We start from the raw sequence: 17,626 nt of genomic DNA, 5'->3' as shown, positions 1-17,626 counted from the left end.
GAAGTGTATTATTGAGAGCCTCATCACTAATGGATAAGATGATAAACCTTACCAAAGCTTAATTTTGGGTCGCTCGTTTCAGATTTGTTGCGGTCTTCTCACGCTACGAGGTTACCGTGATGAAGGACATGAGACCGTGAAGCCAGAGATTGTCCTAAAATTCAGATCTATGTACTCCCGACAGCCAGTGCACCATGCAGCATTCGATGCGAGTCTAGCGGTGTCAAAGTAGTTTCGGTATCTGCCATTTTCGGCCTTGGCGGTCATTGATGCATACCGCAACAAATGGCCGCTTTCCGCCCATTTCGAGCATTAGCTGCGATCAGAACAAACGACCGCCCCGGGACGAAAAGTCATGTCACCGAGAGGCAGGCATCGGAATGAAAGTGGAACGGAAAAACTGAACACCGAAATAGAGCTGCTGGAGGCGCTGGTGAGAGGTTATCCACCGCTTTGGTGTGCAGTTTACGCGAACCCGAACTGCGAGCGGCGAGCGTTCATGAGCCTCACCAAGGCGAGGATCGTTGCGCATCATCCGGCAGAGCAACACGAGCGACAGCAGGTGCGCTTGAAACGGAAAGCAGCTCCGAGCAAGCTGATTTTCACGCGCTATCTGTTTATTTGCTTTGATTTGATCCCAAAGCGGGTCATGACTTTGCGCATGTTAGTAGGCGCGATCGCGTCGAAGGTATTGTTTCTCTTAATAAAACTGGCTAGTCTTATCTGATCGGGCACGATAAAATGGTGTCACCGATTCAACGTTGGAACACAGGCGACCGAGGCCCGGGCGGGCCATTTGTCTGGGTCTGAAAGACGCTGTAATTGATCAATGGACTATTTGCCGGGTTCAATCTTGAGATCACAAGCTACGAGGACACGGCCAAAACATTTCGCGGCGAAGTTTCCGCCTTCTGCCGCAAAACGCTCCTTGTCGCACCCGTTGACGATCTGGCGATTTGGGCATATCTGATTCAATCAGGATGATTCGTTGGACCCTTCGGACCTGATGCTGGCGCAAGGCCAGACGCTAATAGACGACTGAAGCGGCGGACCCAGCCAACACAAGACGCAGGACCTGCGGAGTTGGTGCGATGGGTTCATATGGAATAAAACCAGAAGACGATGCACACGGCTCGCTTTGATGCGGGCCTTTTTTGTTGCCTGGAGGCGCGTGGGCGCCATGCCGTCAGCAATAGCGGGCGTTACGGACTGACCACCATCGCACTGGCGATTGACTTTCCCGACCACACTTTGAAGGAGGCGCCGGAATGAGCCTCGGGCGGCAACGGTTTTCGATCATCCCGGCCATGGCGGTTACCGACCGCCGGCTGAAGCCGCGTGACCTGCAGGTGCTGTGCCTCTTGGGGCGGCATACCGACAACAATGGCTGGTGCTGCCGCAGTCAGGTGAAGATGTCGAAAGAGCTGGATTGCGGACGCAGCACGCTGCAGCGCGCGCTTGATCGTCTTTATGAGGCCGGCTACTTGGAATTCAGGGTCAATGAGCGCGCGTCCGGGGCATCCGCGGCACATGACTACCGCGTGGTGATCGACCCGAAAGAGGCCGACCACGGAGACGATTGTTCGCTGGAAGTCGACAGCAAAAACGCGGCCGAACTCACGCCTGAAAGTGAGCCAGAACTCCGTGAAACACCCCTGCCCATATATGGGCACCCCCTGCCCGCCTATGAACGGGCACCAATGTTAACGACCCAAGATAAACGAATAAGTGGGGTGGTCGCGCGCGCGCTTGCCCGCGAGGAGGGTGTTTCACGGAAAACCGATACACTGCCCGAGACCGACCTCGTCGACCGCGGCAAGCGCGTTTGCGGGGCGATGGGCATCGGTTGGGACGACCCGCACTGGACGGGCGATGTCTGGCTGATCACGCAATGGGCCGCAGCCGGGTTTGATTTTGACCTGGATGTGATCCCGACCATCACCGGGATTTGCCGCATCAGGGCCGAGCCGCCCGCATCGCTGAGCTATTTCACCAAGGCCATCGCCAGACACCGGCAAGCCCGGCTCGATGCGGCAAACGGCAAGACCGGGGCTGCTGCCGGTTCTGGCGGCAAGGACCGGTTCGTTTCAGAGCACGATGCGCAAAGCGCAAGGATCAAAGCGGCTATTGCCGAGGTTTTTGGGGAGGATGAGGCATGACGATTTCGCCGGCGCAAGCCCATTTCATCAAGCCGCTTCTGGGTGTCTTCAAGCGTACACCGGGCGCCGATGAGAACGCGTATTTCCGGCTGTTGAAAGACAAGCTTTCCAGCTTTGAGCAAGAGGATCTCCTGGCGGCGGCCGACCACTTGTCGACCAATGCCGAAAACCAAACCTGGCCGCTTTTGCGCGACTGCATAAGAGCCTGCGAGGCAGCTCGGGCAAAGCGGCTGGCGGCGGAAAACCCGCGACCCAACATCCCTGTACCCGCGGACGGACCACGACTGCCCGAAGCGGCAGCGATGCGCATCCTGGCCGCCGACGTGCCGGAGGTTGCGCTTCGGGCCTGCGACGGCGACTGGATCGTCTGCCTCCTGGAGTTCGTCCAGGACAAAAAGCGCGTCCCGACGGGTAGGGAAATCGACGATTGCAAGGCGCAGACATCGCGCACCGACGCCAAGATCGAGGAACACTGCACCCTTGCCAATGGCAGTGCCCTCGATCAGATGATCTCAAGAATGATCAACGGCATTCACGCCAAACGTGAGCGTGTCAAATCGGCCATGAAAGAGATGCTGCGGTGCCCGGCAAGCCAGGTGGCGGAGTGAGCCAATTGATGAAGATCCCGGTTAGCAACAGTGACGCTCGACGTTGACAAGCTAGGGAAGCTTTGAGATCTACTTGGGTCAGGACGATTCGTCGGATCCCTCGAACCTGGGCGTGCCGCTGCCGCTATTCCAAACAGAGTGCGCGAGGCGATGAACCCAGCCAACAAAAGACGCCGGAGGGGCGGAGTTGGCGCGACGGTTTTCTATGGACCAAATTCAACCGCCAAATGAACGGCTCGCAAGTCAGCGGGCCTTTTTGCTACGATACCAGTCACTGGCGATGGCCATGACCCGTTTTAGGGACCGTACAACCACCTCGTCCCGCCACGGGCGGAAAGCTCCCGGGATCTCGTCAGTCTGACGCTAAATTCCAAGCCTAAACTTAAATTTGAGAGCTAAACGTCTAAGGTTGAGAATTTGAGGAGATCGGTTTGCTCAACGCACCGTTACTGGAGTTCCCGTCTAAGAGCTGACTTACCTAAATAATCAGCGACCCGAAGTGGCGGGTCCGTCTCCCTGGCTACAGGCAATGCGCTCAATCTCCTTGCGCTCGGCTATGAGCATCTGCTTAGGCGATGATCTTTCAGGAACTGCGAACGGACATGGATTTCGTCCTCAGCGACGAATATCTGCGGAGCCGGACGCTGATTGAAAACTCCGGCGTTTGTGACCTCCTAGAGCACAGACCCACAAACGGCGTTCCTGCCGTCGCAAACTCAGATGTGCCTACGCTTTAGAAGGTGCTGGAAATAGCGTCCCTTCCAGGTGCAGAAGTTCTAACTCATGCCTGTTAACGCGAGGCGGAAGAGACCGCCGGCGCCGACGTCTCATGTGAACATCCCCTCGTCATAGCGTGTCGTCACCTAAGCACACGTGCCGGTGCCGTCGGACGCTCTCAAAACCTATCCAAACCCGCTGGAAGCCGCGCGCGGCAGTTGATTGTTTCCGGCAAGACCACGCAACAATCACGGAAAGGCAAGCGGCGAAATGAGTGTCGTAAAAAGAAAGCTGAACCCTGAAATCGAACTACTCAAAACCCTGGTGAGGCGTTATCGACTGCTTTGGTGTGTGGTTTACACAAACCCGAATTGCGAGCGGCGAGCGTTCATGAGCCTCACCGAGGCAGGGATCGCTGCCCATCTTCCGGAAGAGCAATTCGAGCGAAAGCAGGCCCGCTCAAAGCGAAAGGTGACCGTGCGCAAGCCAATCTTCACGCGTTACCTGTTTGCAGGCATTGATCCGAAGGCGGGCCAAGACTTTGCGCATGTTCGAAACTGCGACGGCGTCGAAGGTATTGTTTCTCTAAATAAATCCGGCAAGCCTTATCTGATCGGGCGCGATGAAATGGTGTCGCTAATCGATAGACTGAACACAGGCGAGCGCATCCCTGACGGGTCATTTATCCAACTCGGCAAGACGCTGCAATTGATCAAAGGACCGTTTGCCGGGTTCGATGTCGAGATCACCGGATACGAGGAAGCGACCGCAACCTTTCGCGGCGAGGTTGCCATCTTCGGCCGCAAAACACCCGTTGTCGCATCCGTCGACGATCTGGGGAGTTGAGCGTATCGGTTTCGCGCGGGCGGGAAGCGCACGGTGTCCGATCGAAAAGCCGAAGTCAGATGGGATCATCCCTATAAAAACGGTCAAAGTCGCATTGGGCCGACCCTGGAAATTGACCATCAACATGGTTTTGCCTGTGCGCATGCGCCACTAAATCAAGCGCCGCGCAGGCAAAGCGTTCTCGTGACGATGTCAGGCAAGACGAAGGGCGAGGACACTAGGGACCGTATCCAAAGCACGCCCGCCGACGGGCGGAAAGCTCCCAAGATTTTACCAGTAGAGGGGTCTTCAACCGATACACGCTTTGCACGGATGCACGCGTGTAGCGAACGGAAGACGAGCACGCCTTCGATCAGTGGCGCTTGGAACCGAGCCTCGACCCGGTCACACAGTAGTGCCGCCCTAACAGCACAACCCCGTGAACCGCAAAGGGCGACGGGCAGACGAAATCAGGAACGCGAACCCCATGTCCAGCAAGCAAACGCTTGACCCTACCGCGACGCAGTATTTCACTGTGTCGGAAGTGGCAAAGCACATACGCAAGTCTTTGCGCTGGCTGAACGGAATACTGGCCGAAGACGGCCGGCGCCGGCCGGGCGAACAGCTGTTTCAGTTTCACCGACGCCATGGGAGGACGAGACTTTGGACACGGCAAAACCTTCAGGATCTCTGCGAGGCAATCGCGCGGGAAAGCGAGCCGGGCGGCGTGCTCGCGGGCTCGCCCCGGTCGACCGTGACGGCGTCTGGCACGTTCACGGCACCGTCCGGACTCGCGGACGCTCAATCCGCATTAGAAAAAGTCTTGGCCTTTCAGTCGCACGCGTCTCCGAGGACGCTGCAATCGAGGAATGCCGGCGCATCGAAACCGAAATCATCGCGGAAGCGGCCGGCGAGCGCACGAAAGGTTCTTACGTTTCGGTCGCCGCCAACGACTACGTGACCCGCCCGCGCCAGAAAGCCATCGGCAAAACCACAATCGACATCATCAAAGAAATTGTCCAGCGGTTCGGACTGCGGCGTCTGAACGAGATTTCCGAAGAAGAGTGGCAGCGCCATGTGGACCAGCGTCAGAAAGGCAATAGCGCCGCTACTCGAGAACGCTATCTGAACGCACTGCTGGCGTTCCTGTCGTTTTGCCAAGGAAAGAAACACAACCTGGAAAAACTTCCGGAATTTGACCGGGACAAACGCGCCCGCAACCCGAACCGGCGCACGCGCCGCCGCATCAAGGAGTTGCGGCCAGATCTGATCGCGCGCCTGATGATGTCCGCGCATATCACCATCCGGGCTCAGATGGCGGTAGAATGGTCAGCGGGCGCCCGCGTCTCTTCGGTGCTGCATGGGTGCCGAGTCTGCGACCTCATTCTAGCCGAAGGCCGCGAGCAGATCACCTTTCACGACACCAAGAACGGCGAACCGGTTGACGCGGCCCTGCATCCGACCGCCGCCGCGATCCTGCGCGACTATGTCAAGTGGCGCGGCAACCTGCACGACCGCGAGGCGCCGCTGTTTCTCACCTTTCGGCGAAAGCCCTACACTGACACGGGCGGCGCATGGGGCGGCCAGAACAAGACCGGTTTTAACGCGGCCAAGCGCCGCGCCGCTGAAGCCGTTTTGAACGATGCCCAGGAGGCAGCGGCAAAGCTCGGTGACACGTCGCGTAAGAAGGCAATCCTGAACGAGGCGCAAGCCGATGCGGTTCTTTTGAAATCCATGACGCAGCACTGGTTCCGCCACATGCTGGCAAGCCGCATGCTGCGCGACGGCGACATCCGCGCCGCCATGGAACAGGGCGGCTGGCTCGACCCGCGCTCGGTCATCGGATACACGCACGACGTGCCAGAATTCCGCCGGTCGGTCGTGTCAAACTTCGATGATTTCGGCAAGTCTTTGACACATACAAACGACGCCACGACAGCAAGTAATTAACAAAATTACACAAATCAGAACTAGAACCACCCCTTGGTAAGGGAGAGGTCGAGAGTTCAAATCTCTCCGGCAGCACCATTTTCTAGCGATCTACATACCAACGCGCATCGTGATCGAACTAGCTTCAGAAAAGTTCAACGGCGCACAATGGCCTCTGCGAAAAAGTCTCCACGCAGGTCCAGAAACAGCCTTATCTGGACCTCATGGGCTTTGTGCGGTCATTGATGTAGGATCCTGACAGGGGCAGCATTACGCAACGCTCTCAAATACATGATCATTCGGAGGGGGGCGCGAGATGAGTTTGTTGGAACCTAAAGCTTCCGCCCTCTCCGCGACAGATCTTTCCGGGCTTTGGGCTTTCGGCTTGCTCAGCGCCCGTACGGGCGAGCCGCTGATCTTTGAAGGCGGCGAACACCAACTTGATACCAGCCTCATCTCTTACGGATACAATCAGGTCACCGACAGCAGCGGCAATTTGAAATCCGCCGCCGCAGCCCCCCTTTTCCGGAGGTGAACTGCTGGTGCTGTCGGATACGCCAATCACCGATCCAAACACCGTTGAATACGCCCGCACCCTCGCAATCATGGCACCGATCCGTGACGCGATCCTCTATCAATACGATCAGACATCCCGTGCCGAATGGGAGTTCCTAACTGCCGTCTTGACTCTGAATGGTCTCAAAACCTTGGGCGCCACAACCTCAAGCACATCGCTGCTGGCAAGTGGCGAGGTGTTTGATTATGTCGCAACCGGCCCCACCGACGGCAATCCGGTGCTGCAATACCTTGAAGAGGCTGAACTTGAACTGAAATGCCTCGGCTTCATAGCGTTTAACTTCACCAATCCCGAAGGCACCAATCACTGTGAAGAGACAGGGCTGGTTGAGGGGTCAGGGATCAGGACATCCGCTGTTCTGGACGCCGGTGTTGATGAGGTGTTTTACCTTCAGGAAAACGATGATGTGGCCGCCGCCCTGCTGGACGGATCAGCGCACTACAACACCTTTGGCTGGCGGGAGGGCCGTGACCCCAATGGCTGGTTCGATACGGACTGGTATTTGGCACAGAACACGGATGTCGCCGCGGCGGACATCAACCCGCTTGCCCACTACCTTGATCACGGATGGCGCGAGGGAAGAAGCCCCTCAGAATACTTCAACGGGGATCGTTATTTGAACGCAAACCCGGATGTGGCCAATGCCGGGATCGATCCGCTCAGCCATATGTTGATGTTTGGTCTTGCAGAAGGCCGAGATTGGGGACTTCTCTAAGCGAAAGCTCCAACATTGTTACTTGTATGTGGCACCAGAACCATCAACGACTCATACCGGACTTGCCATCACCAGAAGAATGACAGCCTCCTCGGCTCAGCTGAGCGCAGAGCACCGCCAGCGAAACCGCTATGAACGGGTCGTATCCGGTGTCGACTATTCCCTACGGCCGTTCTGACAGCGTCGCTGGCAGCAACACAGCATTCAAGCGGCCTAAATTTCACCTCAGATGAGATGGAAACTGCCTAATCAGTGCTCGAAGAACCGGGCAGTCGGCTCCCCGTTGGTCGGCCTCCGCCTGGTTTGAAAAGTCGAAATTACTCATCGCTGTATCAAAGAATATTCGAGGCCAGGATGACCTACGAAGTTGATGACGACATATATCCGGCAACGACCGGCATCTACATCGAAGCGACCTGGTACGGATACGGAACGTATACCGGAAGCGGTGTTCTCGTTGGACGCAACGACATCCTGACGGCGGCCCATGTCGTCTATGACCCTATTTGGGGTATTGCCGATGATATTGTGCTTTACCCGTCCTACGATCCCGACGACTTTTCCAACGACACTGTCGAATGGTCGACGGTTCACTATTTCCCAGATTTCGATCCAGACGCAGATGGACGCTTGTATTGGGGTGATTTCAATTCCGGCACTCTAGGGGAGACCGAACTTGATATCGCCCTATTCACTCTTAGCGAGGCAGCCGGAGACGTCTATGGCTGGATGGGAATGGACTACGGGTTCAACGGCGGGAACGTGGGTGTTCTGGGATACCCGGGCATTTATGGCCGGCAGCCCATGTATGACACCGGCTCCGTCAGCAACGCGCCTTTCAACGACTATGCGTTTCTCTACAACGGGGACCTTGAGGTCAACAGCGGCAACTCGGGCGGCCCAATATTCTATGACTACGGTGATGGTCCCTATGTGGTCGGAATTGTCTCCACCGGCATCGCGGCTGTTGATATTGCCGGCCATGAGTATTGGTTGCGCGACTATATTCGCGACAACGATGTGGCACTGTCCGGCGGCAGGTTTGATCCCACATCAAGCGGCAGCACGGTAACGATCGACTTGGTCGAAGATGGTGTTTACCGCTTCTACAACAGCTCAACCGGGACACATTTTTACACCTCGGCTTATGCCGAGGCGACCTCGATCAACACGAGCTCATCCCAATACAGCTACGAAGGCGTCGCTTATAAAAGTGTCGACAGCACGGGTTCCAATGCGGTCGAGTTCTACCGGTTTTACAACACAGATACGGGCACGCATTTCTTCACAGCAAGCGCCACGGAACGCGACTCAGTGATCTCAACTCTGCCTCAGTTCAACTATGAAGGCGTTGCCTATCACCTCCACAGTACTGCGGACGCCGACGACATTGCACTCTATCGTTTTTTTAATACGGAAACGGGAACCCATTTCTATACAGCTGTTCAAGCGGAACGGGACAGCGTGATCAACACGCTCTCGCAATACACCTATGAGGGAATTGTCGGATACGTTGACATTGCCTAGCGCGCAATGTGGCATCAGACCACGAGACTGAGGCTGCCCTGTTCGAAAGAGATACTGACCCTAGACCGGGCTTTCCATCACCAGAAGAATGACAGCCTCTTCAGAGAGGACTTCATAGCTGTGGGCGACATCGCCGGAAAACCGGAAATAGTCCCCTTCTGAGAGGGTTTCCGGTTCGTCCGCGGGGCCGACGCGGATCTCGCCGTTTGCGACGAAAACATGTTCAATCGTGCCTGCTGGATGCGGCTCGGCCGAGCGGAGTGCACCGCCGGAAAGGCTGGTCCGGTAAAGATCGCGGCGGCGGCCAGGCGGGCAATTTGCCAGCAGGACAGCGGTAAAGCCGGCTGCTTCCGAGGCGACCGGATCCCCTTCCCCGGCCCGGATGAGTGTTTTATCCGTCGTACCAGTCTCAAACAGGAAGCTGAACGGGATATTGAGTGCACTCGCGATTGCCCAAAGCGTTTCAACACTCGGGTTGCCCTGCCCCGCCTCCAACTGGGACAAGGTCGACTTTGCGAGCCCGGCGGTCTTTGCAAGCGCAGACAAGCTCATGTCTGCTTTCAATCTTTCTCGTTGAATGGCTTTTGCAATGAGGGTGATCGGTGTCATGTCGCGTGGTCTCTTGTTGTTCGTTCGTTTTAACACTCATGTGTTCGATTTGACAAACGCCATCCAATAGTTCATTTATTCAAACACCGTTCTTTATATCGAACGATCATTATCGAATTAGCACCTCTCAGGCGACACTCATGAGCATGACACGCAATGACGGCGGAACGCCCGACTTCGCAGGCAAACCAACAAGCACCTTCCGATCCGATATTTCGGACGGTATCCGGGATGCCCTGCCCATCTTGTTTGCCGTTGCGCCGTTTGCAGCCGTATTCGGCGCTATTGCGCTGGAGAACGGACTGACCTTTGGCGAGCTCCTGCTGACATCGATGTCCATTTACGCTGGGGCTAGTCAGTTCGTTATGCTGGACTTGCTCGGCCAGGGCGTGCCGGCCTGGTCTATCGTTTTAACGGTCTTTGCGGTGAACTTCCGGCATGTGCTCTATTCGGCCGCCGTCGGCCGGCATTTGAGCAAGTTTACGACCTTGCAGAAGGCACTGGCTTTTTTCGTTCTGGTTGATCCGCAATATGCAGCTGCCGAGCGCCGCGCGGGCCGGGATGGCCTCCGACCCGCCTATTACTTTTCGTTCGCAGCTGCAATTTATGTCGTCTGGATCACGTCCAACTGCCTCGGCGCTGCCTTCGGGTCGCTGATTGAAGATCCGGCCGCCTTCGGTCTCGATGTGATGCTTCCGATTTATTTCGCTGGCCTTGTCGCCGGTTTTCACACCCGCCGCGGGTTTGGAGTGATCCTGCTGGTCAGTGCAGCCGCCTCAACCCTCGCCTTCCACACGATCGGCAGTCCCTGGCACATCACGATTGGCGGCCTTTGCGGCCTTGCCGCAGCCGCCCTACTCAGCCGTCCGAAAGGAGAGGCGTCCCATGGATAACACTGTTCTGATCATCTGCCTGTGCGCCCTGGCCACTTACCTCACAAGAACCGGCGGGCATCTGATTCTGTCGCGGTTTGGTGCGCTTCATCACCGCGCGGAAGCTGCGCTCGATGCCGTCCCGGTGGCCGTCCTCACCGCGCTGGTTGCCCCCGCCGCAACGACGGAGGGGCCCGCGGAGGCCATCGCGATCATCCTGGCAGGCGTTTTGACATTGCGTTTTTCCCTGATCATCAGCGTTTCCGCGGGGATTTTCAGTGTCGTCGCCCTGCGCAGCCTTGGGCTCTAACGCACTGAAAAACGGCCGGAGGGAAGATCCCTCCGGCCGCTAACTGTATTACTTGGTGCCGCTGCAGCCGATCAGATGTCTATGGACCGGGCGATCAGCTCTTTCATGATCTCATTGCTGCCGCCATAAATCATCTGCACCCGGGAATCGGCATAGATGCGGGCAATCGGATACTCCATCATATAGCCATAGCCGCCATGCAGCTGCAGGCATTCGTTGGCGATCTCGTTCTGAACTTGCGTACCCCAGTATTTCGCCATGGATGCAGTTGCCGCATCCAGCGTGCCCTCGTCCATCCGCGCAATACAGTCATTCACGAAACTGCGCAGCACTTCCGCCTTGGTCTTGCACTCGGCCAGCTTGAAACGCGTGTTCTGAAAGTCCATCACGCGCTGACCAAAGGCTTTGCGGTCCTGAACGTAGCGAACCGTCTCATCGATCGCGAAGTCGATTACACCCAGCGCCAGACAGGCAATGATCAGCCGCTCCCAGGGCAGCTGCTTCATCAGCTGATAAAAACCCTGCCCTTCTTCGCCTCCCAAAAGGTTCTCCGGGGGTACGCGCACGTCTTCGAAGAACAACTCGGATGTGTCATTCGCCTTGCAGCCGAGTTTCTTGAGGTTCCGTCCCCGCGTGAACCCATCTGCGCCCTCAGTTTCTAGAACCAGGAGGGAGACGCCCTTCGACCCTTTCGTCTTGTCGGTCTTGGCGACAACAATGATCAGGTCTGCAGTCTGGCCATTGGTGATGAAAATCTTCGATCCGTTCAGCACGTACTCATTGCCGACAAGCTCAGCTGACGTCTTGACGCTCTGAAGATCGGACCCGGTGCCGGGTTCGGTCATGGCAATCGCACCGACATATTCGCCGGAGGCAAGCTTCGGCAGCCAGCGCTCTTTCTGGCTGTCCGTGCCATAAGCTGTAACATAGTGATTGACGATCGACTGGATGGAAAAACCCCAGCTGCTCTCGCCTTTGCGACCCTGGAGGTAGGCCGTCACCGCATCAAAGCTGATCGGGGCTCCGGCGCCGCCAAACTCTTCGGGAAGCGCAGCGCCCAGAATTCCGGCCTCGCCGGTCTTGGTCCAGAACTCGCGGTCAACGACACCCTGATCGTTCCACTTTTCGATGTTCGGCACCATTTCATCATCCAGCAAACGCGACGCTGAATCGTAGAACATTCGGTGCTCTTCCTGAGGCCAGGATGCGGTGGCGGCAAAAACAGACACGATAACCTCCCAAGGGTCCAATTCTTACGTTTACGGAAAGGTGGCGCACTTGTTACTTTTTGTCAATTTCTATCTGAATGTGCGATGACCCGGCACAGGAACCTGAAGACGTCCGGATTGCCGGTATGTTCGTGGTGTCACGCCTGTCCACTCTTTGAAAGCACGAATGAAAGCGCTGGTCTCACTGAATCCGAGGCGCAGTGCGATGGCTTCGATACTCTCGCCTGTTTCCGCCAGCATCGCACGGGCATGGTCCCGCTTGACCTGAAGTCGGATATCTGGAAGTGAGACACCTTCTTTTTTCAAACGGCGTCGCAGCGTGTAGACCGGCACCTCAAGTAGGCTGGCAAGTTCATCCATGGACGGCAATGGCCTGTTTTCAACGATCGCCGCTTCAATCAGACCCGCCACTTCTTGCGACACATCCTGAAGCAATGCCACGGGCATGAAGGCATCCATCGGCGTGCGCCGGGCCCAGGCAACGGCGGCCTCTTCACTCCGTTGTAAAGGCCAGGCCTGAACATCAACCGGCATAGAAAAGCCGCTGCTTTCTGAGGAAAACGAGGGAAGTGCGCCGGGGAAGAGTTCGTTGCAGCCTGACGCCCAGGCTGGCCGTGGATAGTCGAACCAGACCGACGACAGCGGCAGCCATTTACCGGCGAGCCACCCCGTCAGCCGGTGCATCAACACCAATATAGCCTCAATACCAAATTCCGACTTCGGAAAGGCTGGGGTCGTGCGCTCGAGCTGAAACCGGCACTCTGAACCGGCAGTGGAAAATGTCACAGTGAACGTGTTGTCCAGCATGTTCATAAATTCCGCCAGCCGCGAGAACGCGCCACCGACCGTCTGTCCGCGGGAAGCATGTTCTGCCATCAGTGCCAGCGTGCCAATGCGCTGCGGCCGCTCCAGCTGCCCGGCGAACTCGTCGTTCATCTGAAGGGAGATTGCGCGGCTGAGGCGGATGAAATCCTGCGCTGTCGGCGCATCCGACAAACACTCAAGCTTGGCCGCGGTGAGTGCATCTGCCCGACTGTAACCAGCCTCGGCATACCCTCGCAGAAGATTGCTCACCAGACCTGAATATGCAGTTGTCATAACTCGTGTTTTGTAAGTTTATGTCAATTATGATCACCTTGAGTGCCAGAAACAGGCGCAAATGTCCATCCCGCTGCCACAGTTGGCAGATTAAGCACGGTTACCGAGTCTGGAGATTTAGAGCGCGAACATGACCTCTGCAGCCCGAACGGCGGCGGAGGCGCGGTTCTCGACACCAAGCTTTACAAAGATCTGCTCAAGGTGCTTGTTCACCGTTCGTGGGCTCAGGTTCAGGATTTCGCCAATATCCTTGTTGGACTTGCCTTTGGCAATCCAGATCAGGACTTCTGCTTCGCGCTGGGTCAACTGAAACTCGATTTGCAGCGCCCGCACTTGCCCCTCCTCGTCTTCCGCCGTCACGCGAAAGAGATTCTCATCCGGCCCAACGCGGCCGAGAGGATAGAGCTGGACGGCCAATTCTTCGGACAGTCCCAACATGAAGCTGCCGCGCCGTGGCGCATCTGCACTGCTCTCAAGCCATTCGCCGAGCGCACGGCCCAGCTGAAAAAGCGTTGCATCTGCAGCGCCGGTCCGCGCCAAAAGGGTGTGGATCTGGGGCGTGGTCCACAGGATCGCCCCTTCCGAGGATACAGCGACGAGATGCCGTCCGGCGGCATCGAGCGCAACATGCGCGCTCTGAACGGATCGGGCGTTGCGCAAATGCACCTTGATCCGGGCCTTCAGCTCATCAACATCAATGGGCTTGGTGAGAAAGTCGACCCCGCCGCAATCCAGTGCCTTTACGATGTGTTCGGTCTCTGAAAGCCCTGTCATGAAGATTACAGGAACATGCTGAAGGCCTTGGTTCTCCTTGAGCTTCCGGCAGGTTTCGAACCCGTCGAGCCCCGGCATCACTGCATCCATGAGGATTGTGTCCGGGGTTACCCGCTCGCAGATGGAGAGAGCTGCTTCACCACTGGTCGCAACCAGGACCGCGATGCCGGTCTTTTTCAGAGCTTCTGTCACAAAGCCGAGGGAGTCCGGGCTGTCGTCAACCACAAGAACGGTGTCGCGGCGGCTATCCATCCTGCCTCTCCAATCCGTTCAACACATCCTTGTACCCTTCAAAATCGAACCGGCTCAGGTGCTCCTGCAGCGCTCGAACCAGCGGCTCGTTGACCGGGTCTTCGGTCAGCTCCGTCAACTTCGCCTCAATCCCCTCAACATAGCCAATTTCAGCGAGATTGATCAGATCGGCAACATGGCGCCCTCCCGGTGACGTCAATCCAGAGCTTTGAGAAAGTGCCAAATCTGATTCCACCTGCGCATGTTCGCTCCATTCGACACCCGTATGATGTTGGATCAGATCGAGCAGCTGGTGAATATCAAACGGCTTGGCGAGCGACGCAGTGTGATTGGTTGGCCCTTCCGGTTTCAGCGCCTGATCACCGATATTGGCCGACAGCATAATGACCGGGGCTGTTTCCCCTTTCATCCGCAGATCCTTGACCAGCTCCCAGCCGTTTGTCCCGGGCATAAGGATGTCTACAAGATAGAGGTCCGGCTTGAGGGGCAAGACAACTTCAACACACTGGTTGGCACTCGCAGCCTCCAGAACAACGAAGCCAATTGGATCGAGGATATCGCGTACCAGTGCCCGGTGGTCCGGATTGTCGTCGATCACCGCGATCGTCTTACGAGGCCCCACGTAGCCGCTGATCCGTTTTTCACGGCGAACCGCTGTCACAGGCTTATCAACTGCAGCCAGCATGAGCCGGACTTCAAACCTGGAGCCGTCTCCCTCAGAACTGGAGAGCGCAACAGCGCCACCCAGCGTTTCGGTCAGCAGCTTTGTAATCGTGAGCCCCAGCCCCAAGCCTGGGATCCTGTCGGTCTCCTGAGTTGCACTGCGCGCGAAGGGTTCGAAGATTTTTGCCTGTTCATTGAGGGGGATGCCGGGACCGCTGTCCTCGACCACAAAGCTCGCAACTTGCGACCTATAGGTCACGGCGAAGGAAACGTGCCCAGCGTTCGTAAACTTGATGGCGTTCGACAACAGGTTGACCAGGATTTGACGCAGACGCTTTTCGTCGGTGCGCACGATCACCGGCAGGTTGTCAGCCCGTTCGAAATGAAAGTCCAGTCCCTTTGCTTTCGCCTGCATTCGGAACATGTCAACGATTTGATCAAGGAACTCGTGGCAATTGATCTCATTCGAATAGACCTGCAATCGGCCGGCCTCAATCCGTGAAATATCCAACAATCCGTCGATCAAGCCGGACAAGTGCTCGGCGCTTCGGCGAATGGTCGTCACAGCCGGTTTTCGGGCTGTCGGCAGCGCCTCATCCCGCTCCAAAACCTGGGCATAACCGAGGACTGCATTGAGAGGCGTCCGCAGTTCATGGCTGAGGCCGACCACATAGCGGCTTTTCGCAAGATTGGCAGCTTCCGCATCTTCCTTGGCCTTTTGAAGCGCGGCATCGGTGACATTGTGAGCGTCAATTTCCTTCTGCAAAAGAGCGTTCTGGCGGGCGGATTCTTCTTCAGCCACATGGCGGGTGTCATGCGCAAGCACCAGGAACCAGGACGCGATACCAGCCGCGATCGCGAAGACGAAGAAGATGAGGGCGACGATTTCGCCCAAAATCCCGGTTGGATCTCCAAGGCGGCTGACCGCTTGGGCATAGATGATCCAGAGCACAGCTCCAATTGCAGCGATACCGAAGACGGCCGTCAGCGCATACCGGCCAAGCCGTGTCTGAAACATCTCCATGACCGGCACTGGCAGCACTGCACCAGCCACCGACCCGAGCTGATAATTCAGGCGCGCCTTGGGTTTGCAGGAATCATGACATCTGGCATCCAGCGAGCAACACAGGGAGCAGATCGGTGCCTGATAGGCGGGACAGTACGCCATATCTTCCGGCTCAAAAGGATTCTCGCAAATGGAACAGGCTATGTGATCTCGCGCCTGCCAACTTTTGCGCGGCTTGCGCGCAAGGTAGTATTGGCCCTTGGTCGCCCAGGCGATGAGCGGTGCAGCCACGAACGCGATGGCCATGGCAAGGAAGGTCGAGAGCGCTGCGGCCACCTTACCGAAATAGCCGAACTGCGCGGCGAGTGCAAAGCCCGCAGCCAGCAGCATCGCGCCAGTGCCGACAGGGTTGATGTCATAAAGGTGCGCCCGCTTGAATTCGATCCCGGGCGGGGAAAGACCGAGCGGTTTGTTGATGAAGAGATCAGCCGAGATAGCTGAAAGCCAAGCCATGGCGATGATTGAGAAAACACCCAGCGTTTCCTCCAGCATCCGGTAGATGCCCAGCTCCATCAAAAGAAGCGCGATAACCACATTGAACACGAGCCAGACAACCCGGCCCGGATGCGAATGGGTTAGACGGGAGAAGAAGTTCGACCAGGCAAGCGAGCCCGCATAGGCATTCATCACGTTGATTTTGAGCTGCGCCACAACAACAAAGGCAGCCATCAGCAACAGCACAACTGTCTCGTTCGGAATCATGTATCCGAACGCCACGGTATACATTCTTGATGGATCGTCCGCATGCTCGACCGGCACGCCGTGGGACAAGACAAGAACCGCGAGGAACGACCCGGCGATCATCTTCGGTGCACCGAGAATGACCCAACCGGGCCCGGCGAGGAATACTGCCAGCCTGTGACGCTTCCTACCGTGGTCAGTGGCCGGCAAAAACCGCAGAAAATCAACCTGCTCTCCGATCTGTGCCATTAAAGCAAGGATCACAGCGGATGCTGCGCCAAAGCTGATCAGACTGATGCTGTCCCAGCCGCTTTGTGCGGCTTTTGGCGCACCAGTTGCCGGGTCAATGCCGGAAAAACTCAGCCAGGTGCCGAGGGCCTGCCAGTCCGTAAACAGAATGAAGACGAAGGGTAGAATGTTCAGGATGATCCAGAAGGGCTGGGTCGCCAACTGAAACCGGCTGATCCAGGTGATGCCATGCGTGACCAGAGGAATAACCGCGACCGCGCTGATGATATAGCCGAGCCAAAGCGGTATCCCGAATGCAAACTCCAAAGCCCCAGACATGATCGAGGCTTCGATCGCGAAGAGAATAAAGGTGAAACTGGCGTAGATCAGCGATGTAATTGTTGATCCGATATAGCCAAACCCTGCCCCGCGAGTCAGAAGATCAATGTCCACGCCATATCGGACCGCATACCGGCTTATCGGCAGGCCGACGATCAAAAGGACCAGGCTTCCGACGAAAATCGCGAGAAAGGCATTCGCCGTGCCGTGGGAGAGCGTGATCGCTCCACCGATCGCTTCCAGAGCAAGGAAAGATATGGCCCCAATGGCCGTTTGGGAAATGGCACGGGATGAGAATTTCCGTGCGCCCTTGGCGGTGAACCGGAGCGCATAATCCTCAAGGGTCTGATTGTTGACCCATTTGTTATACTGGCGCCGGATCGGCACGATGCGTTGGCGCGCCGTCACTGAGCTGCCTCAATAATAGGCAGCCGCCCTTTCTGCAGGC

Annotated in this window: 15 protein-coding genes; 10 read left to right on the top strand and 5 right to left on the bottom strand. The window is 56.9% G+C overall.

Annotated features, from left to right (window positions below):
- Positions 1–355 precede the first annotated feature (355 nt).
- From RBB44_RS05330 to RBB44_RS05295, 8 genes are all read left to right on the top strand, one after another.
- Entirely contained in the window at positions 356–727 is a 372-nt protein-coding gene (locus RBB44_RS05330) for a transcription termination/antitermination NusG family protein (RefSeq protein WP_306149382.1), read from the top strand.
- A gap of 541 nt (positions 728–1,268) precedes the next feature.
- Positions 1,269–2,159, top strand: coding sequence for a helix-turn-helix domain-containing protein (locus tag RBB44_RS05325; protein WP_306149383.1), 891 nt, complete (start codon positions 1,269–1,271; stop codon positions 2,157–2,159).
- The gene (locus RBB44_RS05320; RefSeq protein WP_306149384.1) at positions 2,156–2,767 is read left to right on the top strand and encodes a hypothetical protein; all 612 of its coding nucleotides are present in this window, start codon (positions 2,156–2,158) and stop codon (positions 2,765–2,767) included. The genes RBB44_RS05325 and RBB44_RS05320 overlap by 4 nt, the downstream gene beginning before the upstream one ends.
- Positions 2,768–3,754: 987 nt before the next feature.
- Complete coding sequence (locus RBB44_RS05315) at positions 3,755–4,330, top strand: transcription termination/antitermination NusG family protein (RefSeq protein WP_306149385.1); 576 nt, start codon at positions 3,755–3,757, stop codon at positions 4,328–4,330.
- A 642-nt stretch (positions 4,331–4,972) separates the two neighbouring features.
- Positions 4,973–6,259 (top strand): tyrosine-type recombinase/integrase, encoded by a 1,287-nt coding sequence (locus tag RBB44_RS05310; RefSeq protein WP_306149386.1) that lies wholly within the window; start codon positions 4,973–4,975, stop codon positions 6,257–6,259.
- A 295-nt stretch (positions 6,260–6,554) separates the two neighbouring features.
- Positions 6,555–6,773 carry a hypothetical protein gene (locus RBB44_RS05305; RefSeq protein WP_306149387.1) on the top strand — a complete coding sequence of 73 codons (219 nt, stop codon included), beginning with the start codon at positions 6,555–6,557 and terminating at the stop codon, positions 6,771–6,773.
- A 7-nt stretch (positions 6,774–6,780) separates the two neighbouring features.
- Positions 6,781–7,530 carry a hypothetical protein gene (locus RBB44_RS05300; RefSeq protein WP_306149388.1) on the top strand — a complete coding sequence of 250 codons (750 nt, stop codon included), beginning with the start codon at positions 6,781–6,783 and terminating at the stop codon, positions 7,528–7,530.
- Between the two features lie 354 nt (positions 7,531–7,884).
- Positions 7,885–9,057 (top strand): trypsin-like peptidase domain-containing protein, encoded by a 1,173-nt coding sequence (locus tag RBB44_RS05295; RefSeq protein ID WP_306149389.1) that lies wholly within the window; start codon positions 7,885–7,887, stop codon positions 9,055–9,057.
- 60 nt (positions 9,058–9,117) lie between these two features.
- Here RBB44_RS05295 and RBB44_RS05290 read toward each other — a convergent pair whose 3' ends face one another.
- Positions 9,118–9,666, bottom strand: a complete 549-nt coding sequence (locus RBB44_RS05290) for a helix-turn-helix domain-containing protein (protein WP_306149390.1) — start codon at positions 9,664–9,666, stop codon at positions 9,118–9,120.
- A gap of 140 nt (positions 9,667–9,806) precedes the next feature.
- Here RBB44_RS05290 and RBB44_RS05285 point away from each other — a divergent pair, with 140 nt between their 5' ends.
- Both RBB44_RS05285 and RBB44_RS05280 read left to right on the top strand, forming a co-directional pair.
- On the top strand, positions 9,807–10,559 hold the full coding sequence (locus RBB44_RS05285; protein WP_306149391.1) for an AzlC family ABC transporter permease: 753 nt from the start codon (positions 9,807–9,809) through the stop codon (positions 10,557–10,559).
- Positions 10,552–10,848, top strand: coding sequence for an AzlD family protein (locus RBB44_RS05280; RefSeq protein WP_209172991.1), 297 nt, complete (start codon positions 10,552–10,554; stop codon positions 10,846–10,848). The genes RBB44_RS05285 and RBB44_RS05280 overlap by 8 nt, the downstream gene beginning before the upstream one ends.
- 71 nt (positions 10,849–10,919) lie before the next feature.
- On the opposite strand, the gene RBB44_RS05275 is transcribed toward RBB44_RS05280, so the two are convergent.
- From RBB44_RS05275 to RBB44_RS05260, 4 genes are all read right to left on the bottom strand, one after another.
- On the bottom strand, positions 10,920–12,029 hold the full coding sequence (locus RBB44_RS05275) for an acyl-CoA dehydrogenase family protein (RefSeq protein WP_306149586.1): 1,110 nt from the start codon (positions 12,027–12,029) through the stop codon (positions 10,920–10,922).
- 117 nt (positions 12,030–12,146) lie between these two features.
- The gene (locus tag RBB44_RS05270; RefSeq protein ID WP_306149392.1) at positions 12,147–13,175 is read right to left on the bottom strand and encodes an AraC family transcriptional regulator; all 1,029 of its coding nucleotides are present in this window, start codon (positions 13,173–13,175) and stop codon (positions 12,147–12,149) included.
- Positions 13,176–13,292: 117 nt separating this feature from the next.
- Positions 13,293–14,201: a DNA-binding response regulator gene (locus tag RBB44_RS05265; RefSeq protein ID WP_306149393.1), complete on the bottom strand. Its 909-nt coding sequence runs from the start codon at positions 14,199–14,201 to the stop codon at positions 13,293–13,295.
- On the bottom strand, positions 14,194–17,586 hold the full coding sequence (locus tag RBB44_RS05260) for an ATP-binding protein (protein ID WP_306149394.1): 3,393 nt from the start codon (positions 17,584–17,586) through the stop codon (positions 14,194–14,196). The genes RBB44_RS05265 and RBB44_RS05260 overlap by 8 nt, the downstream gene beginning before the upstream one ends.
- Positions 17,587–17,626: the final 40 nt, after the last annotated feature.

This window comes from Roseibium sp. MMSF_3247, from assembly GCF_030733765.1.
GTDB lineage: Bacteria > Pseudomonadota > Alphaproteobacteria > Rhizobiales > Stappiaceae > Roseibium.
The sequence above is the reverse complement of the archived record's forward strand: the minus strand, read 5'-3'. Positions and strand labels throughout refer to the sequence as shown.

Coding starts and splice junctions, on each gene's coding strand:
- RBB44_RS05320 (WP_306149384.1), top strand. CDS start 2,156: ATGACGATTTCGCCGGCGCAAGCCCATTTCATCAAGCCGCTTCTGGGT.
- RBB44_RS05285 (WP_306149391.1), top strand. CDS start 9,807: ATGAGCATGACACGCAATGACGGCGGAACGCCCGACTTCGCAGGCAAA.
- RBB44_RS05290 (WP_306149390.1), bottom strand. CDS start 9,666: ATGACACCGATCACCCTCATTGCAAAAGCCATTCAACGAGAAAGATTG.
- RBB44_RS05270 (WP_306149392.1), bottom strand. CDS start 13,175: ATGACAACTGCATATTCAGGTCTGGTGAGCAATCTTCTGCGAGGGTAT.
- RBB44_RS05280 (WP_209172991.1), top strand. CDS start 10,552: ATGGATAACACTGTTCTGATCATCTGCCTGTGCGCCCTGGCCACTTAC.
- RBB44_RS05315 (WP_306149385.1), top strand. CDS start 3,755: ATGAGTGTCGTAAAAAGAAAGCTGAACCCTGAAATCGAACTACTCAAA.
- RBB44_RS05295 (WP_306149389.1), top strand. CDS start 7,885: ATGACCTACGAAGTTGATGACGACATATATCCGGCAACGACCGGCATC.
- RBB44_RS05265 (WP_306149393.1), bottom strand. CDS start 14,201: ATGGATAGCCGCCGCGACACCGTTCTTGTGGTTGACGACAGCCCGGAC.
- RBB44_RS05330 (WP_306149382.1), top strand. CDS start 356: ATGTCACCGAGAGGCAGGCATCGGAATGAAAGTGGAACGGAAAAACTG.
- RBB44_RS05305 (WP_306149387.1), top strand. CDS start 6,555: ATGAGTTTGTTGGAACCTAAAGCTTCCGCCCTCTCCGCGACAGATCTT.
- RBB44_RS05325 (WP_306149383.1), top strand. CDS start 1,269: ATGAGCCTCGGGCGGCAACGGTTTTCGATCATCCCGGCCATGGCGGTT.
- RBB44_RS05275 (WP_306149586.1), bottom strand. CDS start 12,029: ATGTTCTACGATTCAGCGTCGCGTTTGCTGGATGATGAAATGGTGCCG.